This is a genomic window from Streptacidiphilus cavernicola, from assembly GCF_042510955.1.
Lineage (GTDB): Bacteria > Actinomycetota > Actinomycetes > Streptomycetales > Streptomycetaceae > Streptacidiphilus > Streptacidiphilus cavernicola.
Map to the genome: position 1 here is coordinate 104387 of NZ_JBHFAB010000022.1, position 17683 is coordinate 122069.

16 protein-coding genes and 1 pseudogene are annotated in these 17683 nt (G+C 67.5%); 8 read left to right on the forward strand and 9 right to left on the reverse strand.

Annotated elements, in window-relative coordinates; all coding sequences use genetic code 11:
- Positions 1–69: 69 nt before the first annotated feature.
- Both ACEZDE_RS25705 and hemL read right to left on the reverse strand, forming a co-directional pair.
- Positions 70–720 carry a histidine phosphatase family protein gene (locus ACEZDE_RS25705; protein WP_380540513.1) on the reverse strand — a complete coding sequence of 217 codons (651 nt, stop codon included), beginning with the start codon at positions 718–720 and terminating at the stop codon, positions 70–72.
- A gap of 213 nt (positions 721–933) precedes the next feature.
- Positions 934–2268 carry a glutamate-1-semialdehyde 2,1-aminomutase gene (gene hemL / locus ACEZDE_RS25710; RefSeq protein WP_380540398.1) on the reverse strand — a complete coding sequence of 445 codons (1335 nt, stop codon included), beginning with the start codon at positions 2266–2268 and terminating at the stop codon, positions 934–936.
- A 469-nt stretch (positions 2269–2737) separates the two neighbouring features.
- Here hemL and ACEZDE_RS25715 point away from each other — a divergent pair, with 469 nt between their 5' ends.
- Both ACEZDE_RS25715 and ACEZDE_RS25720 read left to right on the forward strand, forming a co-directional pair.
- Positions 2738–3247: a hypothetical protein gene (locus ACEZDE_RS25715; protein ID WP_380540401.1), complete on the forward strand. Its 510-nt coding sequence runs from the start codon at positions 2738–2740 to the stop codon at positions 3245–3247.
- Positions 3248–3269: 22 nt separating this feature from the next.
- Positions 3270–3503, forward strand: a complete 234-nt coding sequence (locus tag ACEZDE_RS25720; protein WP_380540404.1) for a hypothetical protein — start codon at positions 3270–3272, stop codon at positions 3501–3503.
- Positions 3504–3559: 56 nt separating this feature from the next.
- Here ACEZDE_RS25720 and ACEZDE_RS25725 read toward each other — a convergent pair whose 3' ends face one another.
- Entirely contained in the window at positions 3560–4897 is a 1338-nt protein-coding gene (locus tag ACEZDE_RS25725; protein ID WP_380540407.1) for a hypothetical protein, read from the reverse strand.
- 214 nt (positions 4898–5111) lie between these two features.
- Here ACEZDE_RS25725 and ACEZDE_RS25730 point away from each other — a divergent pair, with 214 nt between their 5' ends.
- The 4 genes from ACEZDE_RS25730 (at position 5112) to ACEZDE_RS25745 (ending at position 8135) form a co-directional block, all read left to right on the forward strand.
- Complete coding sequence (locus ACEZDE_RS25730; protein WP_380540410.1) at positions 5112–5288, forward strand: hypothetical protein; 177 nt, start codon at positions 5112–5114, stop codon at positions 5286–5288.
- Positions 5285–5782, forward strand: a complete 498-nt coding sequence (locus ACEZDE_RS25735) for an ATP-binding protein (RefSeq protein ID WP_380540413.1) — start codon at positions 5285–5287, stop codon at positions 5780–5782. Before ACEZDE_RS25730 ends, ACEZDE_RS25735 begins: the two co-directional genes overlap by 4 nt.
- 116 nt (positions 5783–5898) lie before the next feature.
- The gene (gene rfbB / locus ACEZDE_RS25740; RefSeq protein WP_380540416.1) at positions 5899–6906 is read left to right on the forward strand and encodes a dTDP-glucose 4,6-dehydratase; all 1008 of its coding nucleotides are present in this window, start codon (positions 5899–5901) and stop codon (positions 6904–6906) included.
- A gap of 5 nt (positions 6907–6911) precedes the next feature.
- A complete protein-coding gene (locus ACEZDE_RS25745) occupies positions 6912–8135 on the forward strand; it encodes a DegT/DnrJ/EryC1/StrS family aminotransferase (protein WP_380540419.1) in 1224 nt (407 codons plus the stop codon).
- Here the strand turns inward: ACEZDE_RS25745 and ACEZDE_RS25750 are convergent.
- Positions 8063–9265: a UDP-N-acetylglucosamine--N-acetylmuramyl-(pentapeptide) pyrophosphoryl-undecaprenol N-acetylglucosamine transferase gene (locus ACEZDE_RS25750; RefSeq protein WP_380540422.1), complete on the reverse strand. Its 1203-nt coding sequence runs from the start codon at positions 9263–9265 to the stop codon at positions 8063–8065. The two genes, ACEZDE_RS25745 and ACEZDE_RS25750, sit on opposite strands and share 73 nt — an antisense overlap.
- Before the next feature lie 145 nt (positions 9266–9410).
- Here ACEZDE_RS25750 and ACEZDE_RS25755 point away from each other — a divergent pair, with 145 nt between their 5' ends.
- Complete coding sequence (locus ACEZDE_RS25755; protein WP_380540424.1) at positions 9411–10043, forward strand: formyltransferase family protein; 633 nt, start codon at positions 9411–9413, stop codon at positions 10041–10043.
- Between the two features lie 374 nt (positions 10044–10417).
- Positions 10418–14905 (forward strand): hypothetical protein, encoded by a 4488-nt coding sequence (locus ACEZDE_RS25760; RefSeq protein ID WP_380540427.1) that lies wholly within the window; start codon positions 10418–10420, stop codon positions 14903–14905.
- A 488-nt stretch (positions 14906–15393) separates the two neighbouring features.
- Here ACEZDE_RS25760 and ACEZDE_RS25765 read toward each other — a convergent pair whose 3' ends face one another.
- The 5 genes and pseudogenes from ACEZDE_RS25765 to ACEZDE_RS25780 all read right to left on the reverse strand — a co-directional run bounded on the left by ACEZDE_RS25765 (position 15394) and on the right by ACEZDE_RS25780 (position 17490).
- On the reverse strand, positions 15394–15708 hold the full coding sequence (locus tag ACEZDE_RS25765) for a YunG family protein (RefSeq protein ID WP_449341714.1): 315 nt from the start codon (positions 15706–15708) through the stop codon (positions 15394–15396).
- The gene (locus tag ACEZDE_RS33775; RefSeq protein WP_449341715.1) at positions 15657–15794 is read right to left on the reverse strand and encodes a YunG family protein; all 138 of its coding nucleotides are present in this window, start codon (positions 15792–15794) and stop codon (positions 15657–15659) included. Before ACEZDE_RS33775 ends, ACEZDE_RS25765 begins: the two co-directional genes overlap by 52 nt.
- 131 nt (positions 15795–15925) lie before the next feature.
- Positions 15926–16117: a KOW motif-containing protein gene (locus ACEZDE_RS25770; RefSeq protein WP_380540430.1), complete on the reverse strand. Its 192-nt coding sequence runs from the start codon at positions 16115–16117 to the stop codon at positions 15926–15928.
- The gene (locus ACEZDE_RS25775; RefSeq protein ID WP_380540433.1) at positions 16110–16469 is read right to left on the reverse strand and encodes a hypothetical protein; all 360 of its coding nucleotides are present in this window, start codon (positions 16467–16469) and stop codon (positions 16110–16112) included. The genes ACEZDE_RS25770 and ACEZDE_RS25775 overlap by 8 nt, the downstream gene beginning before the upstream one ends.
- A gap of 107 nt (positions 16470–16576) precedes the next feature.
- A pseudogene (locus tag ACEZDE_RS25780) lies at positions 16577–17490 on the reverse strand (DUF6891 domain-containing protein).
- Positions 17491–17683 lie beyond the last annotated feature (193 nt).

The following is a 17683-nucleotide window of genomic DNA, read 5'->3' on the forward strand; positions in this document are numbered from 1 at the left end:
CGGGGCGACTGCGCGAAAAGCAGAAGGGCCGAACGGCCGAACCGGCCGAACCGGCCGACGAACGGTCAGTCAGGCGCCGAAGCTCTTGGCGACCGGGGCGTCGCCCTTGCGCGCCTTGCCGGTGAGGTGGGCCGGCAGCAGGTCCCGGGCCGGCTCGCTGTAGCCGATCGAGACGATCTTGTCCCCGTGGTAGGTGAAGCTGGTCAGGCTGGCCAGCGAGCACTGCCGCTTGCGCGGGTCGTGCGCCAGCCGCCGGTGCTCGACGAAGCTGCGGGTGATCCACACCGGCAGCTGGTGGCTCACGCACACCGCCTCGTGCCCGCGCGCCGCGTCCCTGGCCGCGCCGAGCGCGCCCATCATCCGGACCACCTGCTCGATGTACGGCTCGCCCCAGGACGGGCGGAACGGGTTGGTCAGGTACTTCCAGTACTGGGGGTTGCGCAGCGAGCCGTCGCCGACGCCGAAGGTCTTGCCCTCGAAGATGTTGCCGGCCTCGATCAGCCGTTCGTCGACCGCGGTCTCCAGGCCGTGCACGGCCGAGATCGGCGCGGCGGTCTCCTGTGCGCGCTCCAGCGGGGACGCCACGACGTGGGTGATGTCACGTCCGCTGAGGTGGTCGGCGACCCGGTCGGCCATCTTCCGGCCCAGGTCGGAGAGGTGGTAGCCGGGCAGCCGCCCATAGAGCACGCCCTCCGGGTTGTGCACCTCGCCGTGCCGCATGAGGTGGACGACGGTGGTCTCGGGACTGCTCACCTGTGCTGCTCCTCTTCGTACACACGCGCATGGCCTGGTCCGGCCGATCGGACGGGCGTGCTGCCAGTATCGCCCAGCCCGGTTTCCCCGGACCGGGCGACACCTCAACTCGACCGCGTGCCCGCGGCCACGGGTCTACGCGGCTACGGCGGCTACACGGCCACGGCCACGGCACGACCGCTACGCGGCCACCGCCTCCGCCGCGGCGCGGGCCGCGGCCGGGAGCGCGTCGGCGATCCGCTCGATCGCCCGCGCGTCGTGCGAGGCCGACACGAACCAGGACTCGAACGCGGACGGCGGCAGGTAGACCCCGTTCGCCAGCATCGAGTGGAAGAACGCGGTGAAGCGGAACGACTCCTGACGGCGTGCCTCGTCGTAGTTCGTCACCTCGTCGGCGGTGAAGAACACCGAGAACATGTTTCCGGCGGTCTGCACCCGGTGCGCCACACCCTCCTTCGACAGCGCCGCGCCGACCAGCCCGGAGACCTCGGCGGCGACCCGGTCCACGGCCGCGTACACCGCGTCGGTGCAGCCGCGGAGCTGGGCCAGTCCGGCCGCGGTGGCGACCGGGTTACCGGACAGCGTCCCGGCCTGGTAGACCGGTCCCGCGGGGGCGAGGTGGGCCATCACGTCCGCGCGTCCGCCGAAGGCCGCGGCCGGAAAGCCGCCGCCCATGACCTTGCCGAAGGTGAGCAGGTCGGGGGCGAAGCCGGGGGCCCAGCCCTCGGCCGCCGACTCGCGGCCGTACCAGCCCGCCCTGGAGACCCGGAAGCCGGTCATCACCTCGTCGGAGATGAACAGCGCGCCGTTGTCCCGGCAGGTCTGGGCCAGGCCGGCGTTGAAGCCGGGCAGCGGCGGGACCACGCCCATGTTGCCGGGCGAGGCCTCGGTGATCACGCAGGCGATCTCGCCGGGGTGGGCGGCGAAGGCGGCCCGGACCGCGTCCAGGTCGTTGTAGGGGAGGACGATGGTGTCGGCGGCGGTGGCGCCGGTGACGCCCGGGGTGTCGGGGAGCGCGAAGGTGGCCAGGCCGGAGCCGGCGGCGGCGAGCAGGGCGTCCACATGCCCGTGGTAGCAGCCCGCGAACTTCAGCACCTTGCTGCGCCCGGTGAAGCCGCGGGCCAGCCGGATCGCCGACATGGTCGCCTCGGTGCCGGAGGACACCAGCCGGACCTGCTCGACCGGGGTGACCCTGCTCACAATCTCCTCGGCGAGCTCCACCTCGCCCTGGCCGGGCGTGCCGAAGGAGGTGCCGCGGAGCACCGCCTGCTGCACCGCGTCGATCACGTCCGGGTGGGCGTGGCCGAGGATCATCGGGCCCCAGGAGCAGACCAGGTCGACGTACTCGCGTCCGTCCGCGTCGGTGAGGTAGGGGCCGCGGCCGGACACCATGAAGCGGGGCGTGCCGCCGACCGCGCGGAAGGCCCGGACCGGCGAGTTGACGCCACCCGGGGTCACCACGGAGGCGCGCTCGAACAGGGACTCGGACTCGGGGGCTTCATAGGGATACGACACTGTGCTCCTGACCTGCAACTACGTAACGGGAAAGCGCTGCGGACGACTCTACGGGCGGCTCGGCGAACGAGAGAACCAGTGACAACAGGCGTTGCGTCAACTACGTTGTGTCCACGTCAACTCGCTGTGGCGGCGCCGACACCCCCGCAGGGAGAGCCGACAGAGCACATGGTCTCAAACCCCTGTCTTCACATGCCATCTTCACCAAACCGCAGCCTGTCCTACGGCATGTCCCGTCCGATCATCTGGGACGATGATCGGGCCGCAGTGCTCAGCCGCCCCCCGACGGGACTCGGAGGACGGCATTTCGCGTGGAATCAAACGGCCGCGCACCTTTTGCCTGTTGGCAAAACGATGACTGCCAGTAAGGATGGTCGCGGTGTCCGAAGCACGCGAAGGCTCCGAGGGTACGGGCGCGGGTGCGGCAAGGGCTCCGCGGCGACGTGGGGGAAGCAGAGGTGGTAGCGGCGTGGGGGTGACCTACAAGTACTTCGGTGCTCCCGACCGCGCCACCGCCGCCCGGGTACCCACCGCGCTCGGCCGTGACGGCCTGGGCCTGGACGCGGGCGAGCTGGGCACGCTCGGCCGGCTCGGCGAGCTGTTCGGCCAGGACGGCCGCGAGGGCGCCGGGGACGAGCCGATCAGCGGCGGGCTCTCCACCAAGATCAAGCCGGAGACGATGAGCGCGATGGTGCTCACCGGTATCCAGGGCATCCCGCTCTCCGCCGTCCCCCCGCTGGAACTGGTCGTGCTGCACCCCGACTACGCCGTGGTGCAGCTCCCCCACACCGTCGTCGAACCCCTCCGCAAGGCCGACGAGGCCGAGCTGGGCACGGCAGCCTTCATCTGGTCCACCGTCCCCGACCGCCGCGGCCCCCGCGACGCCTTCGTGATCTACCAGATGCTCCACGAGTGGCAGGACTTCGCCAACCGACTGCACGACGCGGGGCACCAGCTGTACTGCCTGATGTGGCCCTGACCTGCGGGTTCTCTGCCGGGCGATGATCGTCAGCGGAGCCCTCGGCAGACCTTCGCGAGGCGACTGGCTCCTCCTGGAGACCCTCCGCCGCGTCTTCGTACGCTGCCGCTGCGGCCACGAATGGGAAGAACCCGAACTCGACGCCGAGTTCTTCGACGCCAACTTCGCCTACCCCGACCGCACCTGGCCCGACACGGACGAAGCCCTGAAGGCCCTGGGCTACACGGGCGAGTTCGCCGGGATCTACTTCAGCTAACGGGCGACCTGGTGGGGTGGAGGTTGTCCTCCACCCCACCAGCGCAGATGCGGTGGCTACGCCTTTTGTTGGGCTACGGTGCGAGCACGCTCGTTGAGGTCGCGGACGGCGCGGTTCTGCCGGTACGGCCGAAGGGTGGTGCGCATCGTCTGGAAGTGGTCGTCGCCGCGGATCGAGGAGACGAAGGCGTAGTCGTCGAGGAAGGTCTGCCAGGTGGCGCAGGCGGCCTCGACGTGGCCGAGTTCGAACTGGCGTTGGGCGAGGAGACCGTTGGCGTGGACGCGGCCTTGGCGCTCCTGGGCGGGGCGGACCCGGTTGGACTGCTGGAGGGCCTTGATGGAGCCGGGGAGGTCGCCGAGTTCATACAGCACGTGGGCGGTGTGAAACTGGTAGGCGGACTCGTCGTAGCCACCGACCGCGTCGCGCCGTGAGTCGGCCTTGGACAGGGCGGTCTCCGTCTCGTGGAGCCGGCTGAACGCCTGGTGGCGGTCCTTGACCATGGCGGCACCGTGGGCCTGCTGTCCGGCTAGGAACGCTTGGAGGCGGGGTCCGGCGGCGGGGGCTGCTTCGGCGGCGGAGTCTGCGAGTTGGAGGGCCTTGCTGCCGTAGCCGAGGTTGGACGCCTGCAGGGCCATCCCGCGCAGGGTGCGGCAGTAGGTGACGTGGTCCCTCGCGGCGGCTGCGAGTTTGAGGGCTTGGACGTAGTACTGCTGGCCCAAGCCGTGGGCCTTCTCGTACATGGCCATCCAGCCGGTGAGGTAGACCAGGTCGGAGGCGGCGGCGAGCATGTCGGCCTTGACCTGCTCGGTAGCGGAGGCCTTTAAGTAGGGGCCAACGGTGTTGACCAGGAAGGCAGCAGCCATCGGGCGGGCATGGGCACCGCCGAGCTCATCGAGGATGTCAGCGATGCGGTCGGTCATGGTGCGTACGGTGGTGACCTCGCCGGCCCCGATGTGGGTGGTGCGCCCGGTCCGCGACGCCTCCAGGCGGCCGGAGAGCTCGCTGTAGTCGGGGACCATGAGCGCTGCCGAGTACATCCCGGCCGCTAGCACGCTGCGGCGGGAGGGGTCCATGTCGGCCTGGCCGAGGTCCATCACCCCGGCCACGGCATCGGCCTCGGGCAAGGCATCGGCGCGGCTGCCGAATCCGGCCTCGTAGGGGGTGACCGGTCGGCCGAGCTTGCGGGAGAGGGCTTCCACGATGACCGGTCGGGCCGGTCGGCGCGGCATCGTGCCGGTCAGCCAGTGCGAGACGGCCGACTCGTCGTAGTTGAGGTCGAGCCCTGATTCCAGTCCGGCGCGGTTGACAGCGCGGGCCAACTGTCCATTGCCCCAGCCTGCTTCGGACATGAGGCGGGCCAGTCCCGTGTTGGGCGTGCGGGTTCGTGCTGCCATGACAACCCCCGAACTTTCAACGCTTTCAAGGTTCTTCGCAGTCTCCTCCGTTCTCCCGCTCTGTGTACCCCCGTTCAATGGGAGTCAGCCCTCCGAGGGACACCCCCTGGCCGGGCGACAGCCCCAGGCGTGCGGTGCGACAGCGGCGAAGACAGCGACCTGTCCCGTCCAGCATCGCACCCAAGCCGAGGAAAGACGTCCGCCAGGAGCGCGCATGTACCCACCGATCATCTCCCTCGATCCGTTGCCGCAACGCGAGCCCGACGACCAGGTCCGCCAGGCGCGGCAGCGGCTGGCTGCTGTCGGCTGGTCGCCTTGGGAGGAGTCTCCGGAAGCAGTGGCCGGAACCGGAGCCGAGGCGTCCGGGGACGACAGCGAGCTGTCTTCATGAGCGGCCCGGCAACGCACGGGACCCGGTGGTTCCTGCCGTCGACCCCGGCCGCGGTGGGCATCGCCCGGGACCGAGCGATTGCCTCGCTGCGACTGTGGGGCATCTACCTGGATTCGGACTGCGAGGACAGCGTCAGGCTGCTGGTCTCGGAACTGGTCACCAACGCAGTGCTGCACGATCCCGGACCGCTGGTGACAGTGGGCCTGTACGTCGGAGTCAACGAGCAGACCGTGATGGTCGAGGTCCTGGACGTCAACCGGGACCAGCCCGCAGCGCGCCGTGCAAGTGAGCAGGCGGAAGGCGGTCGCGGCCTGTTCCTGGTCGACGCGCTGACCTCAGGCCGTTGGGGCACAACCCCAATGGCGAAGGGGAAGCGGGTCTGGGGCGCGCTGCCGTTGCCCGACCAACCGCGAGCCGCCCGACGCCGCCAACTGCTCGATTCCCTGATCCGCGCCGCGCGCCCCAACCCCTACCGGATCAACGCCACGACCTGACCCAGTAGACCAGGGCCAACCTCCCGCTGGACGAACTGCTGGCCATCCTCCGGCACCTCTATCGCTGCGCCACAGTCGGCCGGACGATCTCCGGCCCTGTCAGATTGGCTCACAACATGGACGTACTCGTCACCGGTGGAGCCGGGTTCATCGGCTCGCACTTCGTCAAGCGTCTCCTGCCCGCCGACGACATCGGCCAGGTCACCGTCCTGGACGCCCTCACCTACGCCGGGCACATCCAAAACCTGGGCGAGGCGTTCCTCTCCCCCAAGCTGACCTTCGTCGAAGGCAACATCCTCGACCGCCCGCTGGTCGACCAGTTGGTCCAGCGGCACGACGCGGTGGTGCACTTCGCCGCCGAGTCCCACGTCGACCGCAGCTTCTACGCGGCAGGTGCCTTCCTGGCCACCAATGTGATAGGCACCCAGACCCTGCTGGACGCAGCCCAGCGCCACAGCGTCGACCGCTTCGTCCACGTCTCCACCGACGAGGTCTACGGCCCGCTGCTGACCGGCTCGGCCACCGAGGACGCCCCGCTGCGCCCGTCCGTCCCCTACGCGGCATCCAAGGCCGCCTCCGACCTGATCGCCCTCTCGTACTGGCAGACCAGCGGCGTACCGGTGTGCGTGACCCGCTCAAGCAACAACTACGGCCCCCACCAGCACCCCGAGAAGATCATCCCGCTGTTCGTGACCCGGTTACTAAAGGGCGAGCCGGTCACCCTGCACGGCCAGGGCCAGCACGTGCGCAACTGGCTGCACGTCGCCGACCACTGCGCCGGCGTCGAACTGGCGCTGCGCTACGGCACCCCCGGCGAGGTCTACAACCTCGGTGGCGGAACCGACCTGACCAGCCGTGAACTGACCTCGATGCTCCTGGAAGCCTGCGGAGCCACCTGGGAGGCGGTCACCTACATCCCCGACCGGCCCGCCAACGACCTGCGCTACTCGATGGACTGCTCCAAGGCCATGCAGACGCTCGGCTACCGACCCCAGCACGACCTGGAGGAGGGGCTGGCACAGACCGTCGAGTGGTACCGCACCAACCCCGACCGCTGGGCGCCGTTGCTGCGCAAGGCCGCCACCCAGCTCGAACTGGCCGCCACCGCCGTCCTGGAGGGTTGATACACATGATCAGCAGGACCATGCAGTCGAGCGTCAATGCCAAGCCCTTCATTCACGGGCCCGAGGCCGATGCGGTGGCCGCGGTACTGGTCGAGGGCCAGTACGGGCACAGCCGCGAGACCGAAGCGTTCGAGCAGGAGCTGGCGCAGTACCTGGGCGTCCCCCAGGTCGTCGCCGTCACCTCGGGCACCGACGCGCTCCACATCGCCCTGCTCGCCGCAGGCATCCGCGCAGGCGACGAGGTGATCGTCCCCTCGATGACCTTCTGCGCGAGCGTGCAGGCCATCCTGATGTGCGGCGCCGTCCCGCGCTTCGCCGAGATCGACCCGGACACCCTGTGCGTCACCGAACGCACCGTCATGGAGGCACTCACCCCGGCAACCCGCGCCGTGATGCCCGTCCTGTACGGCGGACGTGCCGTGGACCTCAGCGGCATCCACGACACCCTGGCAGCCTCCGGCATCGCGATCGTGGAGGACGCCGCCCAGGCGTTCGGCTCCTGGTGCGGCCCGCAGCGCGTCGGAGCCCGCCCTCAGGCGACCACATGCTTCTCCTTCGGCCCGATCAAGCAACTGACCTGCGGCCAAGGCGGAGCGATCGTGCCACGCACCGAGCAGGAGGGCGACGCTGCCAGGAACCTGCGGCTGCTGGGCATCGTCCAGCCGCAGAGCGAACGAGTGCGCACCACCACCTACAGGGTCGAGAGCACCGGCCTGCGTGCCCCGCTGTCGGGCATCAACGCCGCGATCGGCCGGGTCCAACTACGTCACTTCGCAGCAACGGAGCACCGCCGCAGGTCCCTGTGGCGGGCCTACCAGGCCGCGCTGCTCAACCTCGGCGACGCGACCCTGGTCGACGTCGGGATCGACAGCGCGCTCCCGTTCAACTGCGTGGTCCGCGTGCCGAGGCGCGACGCCGTCTTCCAGCTGATGCACGCCGAGGGCGTCGCCGTCGGCGTGCACTACCCGCCCAACCACCTACAGCCAGCTTTCGCCCGCTGGCACCGGGACCTTCCCACCACCGAGCAGGCTGCCAGGGAAATCCTGAGCTTGCCCTTCCATCCGGCCATGACCAGCACGGACGTTGTCCACGTCGTCACTGTGCTCGGCCAGGCACTGTCTGCCAGCCGAGCTGGCGAGCGACCCTCCCGTGCCTGCTACGAATGGCGCTCGGCCACAACCGACAGCAGCACGTCGACCAGCAGCTCCGCCGCTTCGGGACGGCCGTGAGCACGTGCCTGCCGCGCTACCTCGTCACGCCGCTCCGGGTCGGCAAGCAACGGCGCGACCGCCTCTCGCAGCGTCTCGGGGGTCACCTCGCCGAGGAGCGCCACAGCGGCCCCGGCCTGCTGCAGATGAGCAGCGTTGTGGGCTTGCTCGTTGCCGGCCGAGGTGGCCAGCGGTACCAGCACCGAGGCCTTGCCCAGAGCGGTGATCTCAGCGATGGTGCCCGCGCCGCTGCGCGAGACCACCACATCGGCCAGGGCGAGCACATCGGGCAGCTCAGATCCGACGAATCCGGTCAGGAAGTAGCGGCCCACCAGCTGAGCAGGGAGAGCTGCGGCGCGGGCTGCCAGGTCCTCGACGGCGGTCGGCCCGCACTGGTGGACCACGTTGGCCCGCTCCAGCAGCCACGGCAGGACGGCAGCCACGGCCTGGTTGATCTGACGGGCCCCCTGGGCACCGCCGGTGACGTAGACGGTCGGCAGCCTGCGGTCGAACCCGTACAGGCCCAGCGCCGTGACCGCTTTGTCCGCGCTTCCAGCGAGCACCTGCGGGCGCACCGGGTTGCCGGTCACCACAGCAGTACGCCGAGCCGAGTCGGGCAGCAACGGCAGCGAAGCCTCCGAGGAGACCGCCACCCGCGCCGCAGCACGGGCCAACGCCTTGTTCGCCAGCCCCAGCCGCACGGTCTGTTCGTGGATCACCAGGGGTACCCGACACACCTTCGCCGCCAGCCCGATCGGGACAGCGACGTAACCACCTGTCCCCAGCACCACGTCGGGGTGGAAGTCGGAGACGATCGACCGCGCCTGGGCAGCACCCAGCGGCACCCGGCCCATGTCCTTCGCGTTGGCCACCGACAGCATCTTCAACGGATTGCTGGAACGGCGGATCTTGCCTGTAGCCACCGGAGCGAAGGCGATGCCCTCACTCGTGGCGACGCGCTCCTCCAGGCTCCCAGCAGTGCCCACCCACAGCACCTCCAGCGTCCGGCCGTGTCCGGCCAGCCGGGCGGCCAGGGCCCGCACCGCGGTCAGCGCGGGATAGGTGTGCCCACCGGTCCCGCCTCCCGAGACGATCAGGCGCAACGCCCGCTCCGGGCTGAACGGCAGGGCACTGACAAGGTCGCTGGCCATGGCGGGACTTCCTGTCTGACGGTGCCAGAGCCGAGACCTGGCCGACGAATAATCGGGAGGTTACGGGACGATAGCAGGCTTTTCACCCGCCGCACGGCGTGAACCAACCATCCGCTGAAAGCACTTGAGACCAGGAGACCCGAACGTGAAACGTGCAGCCGTACTCGGGAAGGGCAGCCTCGCCGCCCACGCCTGCGAGACCATCGCGGCACTGCCCGGCATGCTCCTGGACACCGTGGTCCCTGTCGCTCACGAACCCGACTGGGACATCCCCCTGTCCGGCTACGTGACCAAGCGCTGGCCGGCGACACGTGTCCTGCGCTCAGGCGACTGGCGCGAGCTCGACGGTCGCTTCGACCTCGTCTTCAGCGTGCTCTACGACCGGATCATCGGCTCCGACCTGATCGGCCGCGCCGAGCGCATCATCAACCTCCACCCCGGCCGGCTGCCGCAGTACCGAGGCGTCCGCCCCGTCAACTGGGCCCTCCGCAACCGAGAGCACCTCCACGGTGTCACCATCCACACCATCGACACCGGCGTTGACACCGGACCGATCATCGCCGAGGCCCTGTTCTCCATCTGGCCGGACAGCGATGAGGTGCGCGACGTCTGGCAGCGCTCCATGGAACACGGGCGCCTCCTGGTCTCTGACACCTTGCCGCGCCTCGACCACATCACCCCCCGCTCTCAGGACGAGGCCGCCGCCGTGACCCACCGCACCCTGGACAACTATCAGCTCGGCGAGCGCAGCGACTGGACCCGACAGACGTCATGGTGACGGTGGTCCTGGCGGCAACGGGCGCGGAAAGGACCTCCCTTTGCCACGCGTGGAGAGCGTTTCGGAGGCCCACCGCGTAGGAGCTTGGCAACCCATGGCCGGACTCCAGGGTTTCGTGTCAACACCGCGCGCCGCATCGTAGAGCGCAAACGGGCAGCGCCGGAAGACCAGGAACGCACCGCGAACAGACTGCCACGCCGTAGGCTGCGATCGTCAAAGCTCCGTTTCAGCTCATCAAAACGGTACGCGGCGAGGCATTGATCGTTCAGAAAGGTCGGCGCTGCATGGCCACGAACCGAGGTTCAGCTGGCGGGGCTGGAACAGCCGGTGGAGTTGGCCATGAGGGCCGCTTCCTAGCTTGGGCTGCGGCACACATGCTGACCGAAACTCCCTTGCCGTCCTGGGCGTTAGGTGGCCACGTACAGGCAGTGGGAGGCCAGACCAACCGGCCAGTCGACGACCTGGCCATCGTCACAGACGCAGGCTGGGTCACCGTTCAGGCCAAGAAGGGCCTGAACCGGGGCACTACGCCGGTCAGCCCTCTTGGCAAGGCGCTGAGCCAACTCGTACAAACTGCCCGTCTCGGGGTTCCCGACTGGCCACATACTCACGTCCTCAGACAAGCAACCTCTGGCCGCGACTTGGTGATCATCGCGACCGACGAACGCGCCCCCTCCACGATCACCTCGGCGCTGTCCCCGCTGGTCGCCCGCCTTCGGGAGCTCCCTGTACAGGTGCCGCTCGCTGATGCACAGGTCAATGCGCCCGAGGTGAAGGCATTCGCCGTCCTCAAGGACCACTTGACCCAGCTATGGCTCACCGCCTTCGGCAGGGCGATGACCGAGGCCGATCTACGTGGGCTGCTCAAACTTGCGTGCGTACGTACGATGCACCTGGTCGACGGCGGGCCAGACCTTGAGACAGCGCTCGTCATTCTCACTGACCTGGTAGGAGACCGGGTCCGGGCTGGCAACGTATGGAAGGCCCTCCTCGTTGAAAGTCAACGACTTGCGGAGGAACGCTCGTATCTGGACCGCGATTCCTTGGTGCGGCGACTCGAGGCAGCACCACACAGGATCGTGCTGCGCCCCGTAGTGCGCTTGCGCGGCGATATCGAACGCCTACGTGACCGCACTCAAGTGACATTGAGCGCGCTGGGTCGCCATCGCCTGGCGATCAGCGCGCCCGAGGGACCTGTTTATGTAGATCGCGGAGCACCAGAGCTTCTACTCGCAGCCGAACGCCACACTGCGGTGACCGGTGAGCCGGGGGCAGGCAAGAGTGTGACGCTGCAAGCACTGGCCGAGGCAGCATCGACCTCCCATGATCTGGTCGTGCTCGATTCGGACGCACTCAAAGCAGACAAGAGCCAGACAAGGGCTGAGCTGATGCTCGACCACGACCTGTCGGAGATCCTTCGCGGCTGGGCCGGCGACCGCCCAGCCCTGCTGCTGCTCGACGGGCTTGACCAGCCCCGGTTCAGCGATGGCAACTTCCCGACTTGGCTCCCGCAACTTGCTGACGATCTGACTGGAAGCCGCTGGCAGATCGTGGCCACTATTCGGTCGTTCGATCTCGCACACGGCCCTCGATGGAAGCGGATGTTCCCTGGAAGTCCTGTGTCCCCGCTCCGTGCTGCGGCTGGGCTTGAAGGCGTCCAGCACTTGGCGATCGCGAACTTCGATCAAGCCGGGATGGCACAGGTGGCTGCTGCAAGCCCGACGCTGGCCAGTCTCCTTGACAGCTCCGACGATCGGCTGCGGGCGCTGCTCACCAACCCGTTCAATCTCGATCTTGCAGGACAGTTGCTTGCCGAGGGCGACACGGGATTGACCAGCATCCGCAGCCGAGCCGGGCTGCTGAAGCACTACTGGGACAAGCGTGTGGGGCCCATGCCAGGTTCGTTTGACCGTTGGCGGGCGTTGAAAGCCCTAGCCGACCGAATGCTCGCATCCGGCCGGCAGGCAGTGGGTGCGCTCACCCTTCCGGAAATTACCCAAGCGGCGCTGACGGATCTCCTCCACGAGGGCGTGCTATTCCAGAGCGGACGTCCCAACGACGACCTACCGCCCGTGGGGTTCGCGCACCCGGTTCTGCGCGACTACGCAATCGCGAGGCTGGCTCTCGGTGATGTGCACGAGGCGGGGAGCCTGACCAAAACTCTCTGCACGTCACCCAACCTTGTCCTAGCCGTCAGGCCGAGTCTTGAGTACCGGTGTGCCCTCGAATGGGACGAGGACCCCTCGAGGCGCCGGTTCTGGAACATGACACTGGAGCTGGCCTCCTTGTCGGCCGGTCACCCCTTGGCGGCCAACACTGCAGTCCACACTGCAGTTCGTGAGCTCACCGAGCCAGCCGAACTGGATGATCTCGTCGCGGCGGCGATCGGCGAGACGGACGGACCACATGGCATCTGGGGCAAAAGCGAAGGACGCTACGTCGCCTTCCTTCTCGCATCCGCAGCAGCGCGGCAGCGCTCCACAGGTATCCGCGCCTGCGTCGATGATGCAGGCCGCCGTCTCGCTGCCGCCTCGGTCACCGAAGATGACGTTGATCTTGCGAACCTGGCTGCGCAGATCGCCTACAAGACGGCCACAACAGCCCTATCGAGCACGACAGTCCCCACCAGCATGTGCGAGATCGCCGCTGACTGCCTGACTGTTGCGCTGCGCGATCCGCAGGACCCAGGGCGACGCCAGGTAGGCGAGACGGTGGCACGCCTTACAGCGATTGCGGCAGCAGTCGACCCGCAAGCCGTCTCCGCCACCGTAGAGGCTCTGTCCTTGCCGACGTTGCTCGAGGCGTGGGGTATCGGACACGTATGGCCACTCATCAATAAGCTTGCTGAGATCGCCCAGCGAGAGCCGCAGCTCGCTGTTGCTCTTAGTAAGACTGTATGGGAGTACGAGGAGGCCAACGACGCCCCGACTCTTCTACTCCAGAGCGCGCTATTTGGTCTCTCTAGCACACGAAGCCAGGATCTGGAGAGCGTACGGTACATGGTGGGTGAACACTTCGCCGCCATGATGCAGGCATCACCCGAAGCCGCTACCGATCTCCTCCTTCAAATCGCGCTACTGCCTAGGTTGTTCCGTTGGGGCAGCGATGCGCACTACCCTCAGGACCCGAAACTCCGGTATGCCGATCTGCTGGAATCCTCCGGCGGCCATGGAGTCCTCGGCACGATGGTCGATGAATTCTTTGACGGCCTGAAGGAACTTGCCACTCAGAGCGAATCCGACGAATCCTCAGCCCGATTGCGGCATATCATTGACCGGCTGATCGCCGAACTCGTCAATGACCGTGTCTGGCTCCGTCTGCTGACGCGTGCCGCCGCGTCCGAACCGAACGTTCTGGACGAGGCTCTGCAACCGGTCCTGTGTTGTCCGCCCCTCTATGCACACTTCACTACCTCTGATGCCGCAACTCACTTGGCCGCGCGCATGGCGCCAGCCCTGACTATCGCCCAGCACCAGCAGGTCGAGGACACGGTGTTGGTCATGACGATGGCGACCAACACACAGGACCCGGAGCGCCAGGAGGCCCTGGAACGCCGAGCCTGCACGATCCTGTCCTCCCTTGACCTTGGCAGACTTAGTCCCCCGGCACTGGCACTGATGGCAGGTCACGGCGTGGAATACAGCACGCCACTCCCGGATTTGGCCCTCAAGGACCCCTCACTGGCCAGCATCGGTTGGCCAGGAGCGTCAGAAGTCGCCGAGGCCAGCATCGTCAACGCGATCAGGGAAGCGGTGCAAAACAGCCGAGGAGACGCCGCCGCAGACTCAGTCATGCGCACGGAGAGCCTTGGTCGTTTGGCCTCCCTGTGGGACCAACTCACTTCAGCGTCCGAGGACGTAGGTCTGACAGAGAGGCAGATCCGCGACCTGAATGTCGAGGTCGCTGAACGGTTGGCGACAGCCGCGGAAATCCTGCCGGGTGGCACCCACGGCAAGCACGTGCTGGCTGTCCTCAAAGACTGCTGTCCGTCTCCGACGAGCGCGCATGCATCCGCCCATCACTGGGGAGACGCCATCACACCCAGTTGGGGCGTAACACCAGAAACACTCGCCATCGAAGGCCTGGTGCACCTCGCCGAGCGCGCTGACTGGCAAGACGCACATCCCCATGTGGGCCCACCGCTCGCTGCGCTCCTGGGCAGTCCTGACCCGGTCTATCGTTACCTCGCTACGGCGGCCTTGCCCGCGCTACTGGCTGAGGGGGAAGATCTTGTCGACGCCATTGCTGAGCGCCTGCCGGAAGAGTCCGATCCGCACATCGCTGCGCGCCTTCTGCTGCACCTCGATAGGGTGGTCTCATCCGAGGCGGAACGCGTTGATCGGATCCTTTGTTCACTGCAGACCGACGCACGCTGGGCGGTTCTGACCAGTTCCCCAGATGGAGACCGGAAACTCGGGCCGTCCGAGGAGGGAAGCATTGTCGTCAACTTCCTCTCATACCTAGCCCTCGTGCGCGAATCGCCATACGCCACCAGTGTCCTGGAGGAGTGGGCAGCCGCCCCTGCAGAGCACCCCGAGCGCGTCCAGGCAGTCGTCTTCTGGTTGCGCGACGTGCTCAACCCCCTTCACCCCGGAACGCCGTTCCAGGACCGGGCTTTCGCCTTCACTGACCGCATCGTGGGAGCAATCCGCAGAGACCTTGGTGAGCATCACGAAGGCAACGACCGGCGTGCCAATGCGGCGGCAGTCGCGGTCGCCATTTCCCAGAACCTTTACTTTGCCAGCGGTGCCTTCGACGAGAAGCCTGGAATTCAGTCGAACAAACAGCGCGGCGACACTCGGGATTTCGCATCTCGCACATTCCCCTTGCTTGACCAATTGGCAGACCTGGACCTACCATAAGTAACGCATTATGTCGTCCAAACGATCAACCACATCGCTGATAGCGGCCCTACACGAGCCCTTGAGATCGCTGCCCGCGCTGTCTCGAATTCCCCTGCCTACTGGCGAGAACCGATGGCTGTCGACGCAGCCGTGGCATTCATTCGACGCATCGCCGTGGACCACCGTGACCTTGTAAGCAGCGACGCGAGGTGCACCACAGCGCTGCGCACACTACTCGAATGCTTCGTCCGCCTTGGCTGGGACCAAGCTCTCGAAGCCGCAGAACAACTAGATGAAATGTTCGACTAGTTCGCTGATCAGCGGCACTTTCACCGCATCGTCGCAGGTCAGCGGGGTCCCCGCGCGAATTGCTCCACGGGTAGCACGACTTCGCCAACCGGCTGCACGACGCGGGGCACCAGCTGTACCGCCTGATATGGCGGGTGGTGATGGTCGCCCGCGACTTGATCCCCTGCTCGATTCTCGTTTCCCAGAGGCCTCCCTGGTCAGGCGGCCGGCGCGGGAAGGCGCCCAAGGTGCTCCATCACCCGCTCGCGCAGCAGGAGGTACTCCTCCCAACGGCGCAGCGGCCCTGGCGGGCGATCCACGACGCAGGCCGCAGTAACGTGTTCACCCCGCTGGAAGTGCTCGCGCGTCAAATCCAGTTCCACGCCGCTGGACAGCCTGTTCCACCAGTGGAAGCCGCGCTGGTCACCACCGACGTGCACCTCCCCGCGCACGAGGTCGCCGCCGAAGACATCGTTGACGATCAAGGCAGTGATGTCGCAGTGCCGCCCCCGGCCGGATTGCCCGGCGTCCACTCGAGCTGATCGTCGGACGAGCAGGTGTCCGCCGCCCAGCTCGCTCGCAACGCACGGTCCAGGTCGAGCAGGTTCCACGGGATCATGTCGCCAGCATCTCAGGTACCGCCGACACCGCCGCTGATGGAGGGCCATCGACCCCTTGCTCGCGACAACGGACTCGTTCTCCGGCTCCGCCGTCCGGCAGGGGGCATCCGGGGGCCCGGCCCGGGGCGTGCTATCCGGCCTGAAACAGGTCGACGTCCAACCAGGGGAGGTCGACCGTAGCGGTGTCGCCGAAGATCAGGACCAGTACTCGCACCCGCCCCCGGTCATGATCAACGGAGTGCACCGGCCCGGTATCACCGGCGAACGGGCCGCCCGTAATCCTGACCAAGTCGCCGGCCTTCAGTGCCATCGGGTCACCCATGGTGCTCCCTCGTCTGCACCTCGAACTGCTCGCCGATGTTGTTCCACATGAATCCGTCCTGCCAGCCCGGCTTCGCCGCAGCCCAGCCGAGCAGTGCTCCGAGGAGCTTCTCCTGGGAAATCGTCCGCGTCTGGTAGTGCTCCGCCGCGACACCGTCCCGGTACTCGAGCAGATAGGTGTTGTTGTCACAGATCCGGACCTGGATGTACCAGTCACCATCAGGCTGATCGTCGCCCACACGCTCAAGGATCAGGTGCGGGTTGGCCCGCTGCAGATTGGCCAGCATCGTCCCGATGGCGGGCTTCGAGGGTCGCTTCACCACATGGCCGCGCCCGGTAGTCGCTATAAGCATGGTCGTATCGTGCCGGGCGGGTCTGACAACCTGCGGGTCCTAGCAACCGACAGACTTCTCTCGGCCAGTGAGGGCGCACGCGTCGAGGCAACCGCACTGCCGCGTCCTCAGCGCCCCAGGCGACGGCGCCAATCCAACGGGGTCACCGTTATCGCGCGGCTCGGGTCCCGGTCCCAGGTCGCTTGGAGCCCGGTTGCCTCGATGGCCGCCACGACCTCGTCGCCGACGACACGGGTGGTCTCCGCCGAGTTGTCGAAGCCGCCATGGAGGAGCATTAGCCCCTCGCCGCGTGCGGCGGAGGCGGTGCACTGAGAGTGGAAGTAAACGAAGCCGCGGGAGCCGGGGGCGACTTCGCCACCGATCTCAACCTGTCCGCAGTTGCGACAGCAGGTGAAGTTCTCGCGGGCCGTGATGCCAGCCTCCTCCAGGAAGAGGAATGCGCGGGTGAGGCGTTCGGGATCGGTCTCGCCCTCCCAGGTGAACTGCTCCTCGACGCGTTCGAGCCACAGCCGGTCGGCCAATGCCAGGGCCTGCTGGCTCGAGACGGGTCGGCGGCCCTCGGTGACCAGATACTCCTCCGCCAGCTCGGCGAGCTCCGCGCGGGAGGTGTAGCCACCGACCAGTTCCTCCCGGACCCTGGCCTCCAGCTCCGCGCGCTCAGCGTCACCCAGGTCGAGCGGGGGTACTTCCTCGACGGGGCCCAGGTCCAGCAGCGACCAGGCCAACCCGCTCTGCCAGTCGGGCTGCTGCCGGGCCCAGGCGGTCAACACCCTGACCACCTCTTCGGGCAGGGCAACCGTCGCTTCGAAGTGGCGATCGGGCGCACCGTCGCGGTACTCCAGGGTGTACCCGCCCCTGGTTCATGCAGCACCTGAGCGAAGACGTCGGGCAGGTCGGGAATCCGCTCAAGCACCAGGAACCGGTCGTCGCGGGCACCGATGCGGTGGACCAGCTCGGCCAGTTCCCCATCGGACGGGCGGACACGCCACTCCTGGTTGGTCGTCACCACGATCTCAAGCATGTGCAGACCCTGGCACACCCCACTGACACCCTGCCAGGCCGACCGACATCCGACAGATCCGACGGCCGTCCATGGCTCGCCCGCCACCCTGTCTGCGCGCGGGCACTGCGTGCACATCGCATGCACATGGGACTGGAAAACGACCATGACCAGTGAAAGGCAGCGATCACTGATTTCCCAGCTCAGAGGCCAT

What these genes read in the sequence shown, in the direction of transcription:
- ACEZDE_RS25735 (WP_380540413.1), top strand. Translation starts at nt 5,285, where the DNA reads ATGAGCGGCCCGGCAACGCACGGGACCCGGTGGTTCCTGCCGTCGACC.
- ACEZDE_RS25730 (WP_380540410.1), top strand. Translation starts at nt 5,112, where the DNA reads ATGTACCCACCGATCATCTCCCTCGATCCGTTGCCGCAACGCGAGCCC.
- ACEZDE_RS25775 (WP_380540433.1), bottom strand. Translation starts at nt 16,469, where the DNA reads ATGCTTATAGCGACTACCGGGCGCGGCCATGTGGTGAAGCGACCCTCG.
- ACEZDE_RS25705 (WP_380540513.1), bottom strand. Translation starts at nt 720, where the DNA reads ATGCGGCACGGCGAGGTGCACAACCCGGAGGGCGTGCTCTATGGGCGG.
- ACEZDE_RS25725 (WP_380540407.1), bottom strand. Translation starts at nt 4,897, where the DNA reads ATGGCAGCACGAACCCGCACGCCCAACACGGGACTGGCCCGCCTCATG.
- ACEZDE_RS33775 (WP_449341715.1), bottom strand. Translation starts at nt 15,794, where the DNA reads ATGATCCCGTGGAACCTGCTCGACCTGGACCGTGCGTTGCGAGCGAGC.
- rfbB (WP_380540416.1), top strand. Translation starts at nt 5,899, where the DNA reads ATGGACGTACTCGTCACCGGTGGAGCCGGGTTCATCGGCTCGCACTTC.
- ACEZDE_RS25720 (WP_380540404.1), top strand. Translation starts at nt 3,270, where the DNA reads ATGATCGTCAGCGGAGCCCTCGGCAGACCTTCGCGAGGCGACTGGCTC.
- ACEZDE_RS25760 (WP_380540427.1), top strand. Translation starts at nt 10,418, where the DNA reads ATGCTGACCGAAACTCCCTTGCCGTCCTGGGCGTTAGGTGGCCACGTA.
- ACEZDE_RS25750 (WP_380540422.1), bottom strand. Translation starts at nt 9,265, where the DNA reads ATGGCCAGCGACCTTGTCAGTGCCCTGCCGTTCAGCCCGGAGCGGGCG.
- ACEZDE_RS25745 (WP_380540419.1), top strand. Translation starts at nt 6,912, where the DNA reads ATGATCAGCAGGACCATGCAGTCGAGCGTCAATGCCAAGCCCTTCATT.
- ACEZDE_RS25770 (WP_380540430.1), bottom strand. Translation starts at nt 16,117, where the DNA reads ATGGGTGACCCGATGGCACTGAAGGCCGGCGACTTGGTCAGGATTACG.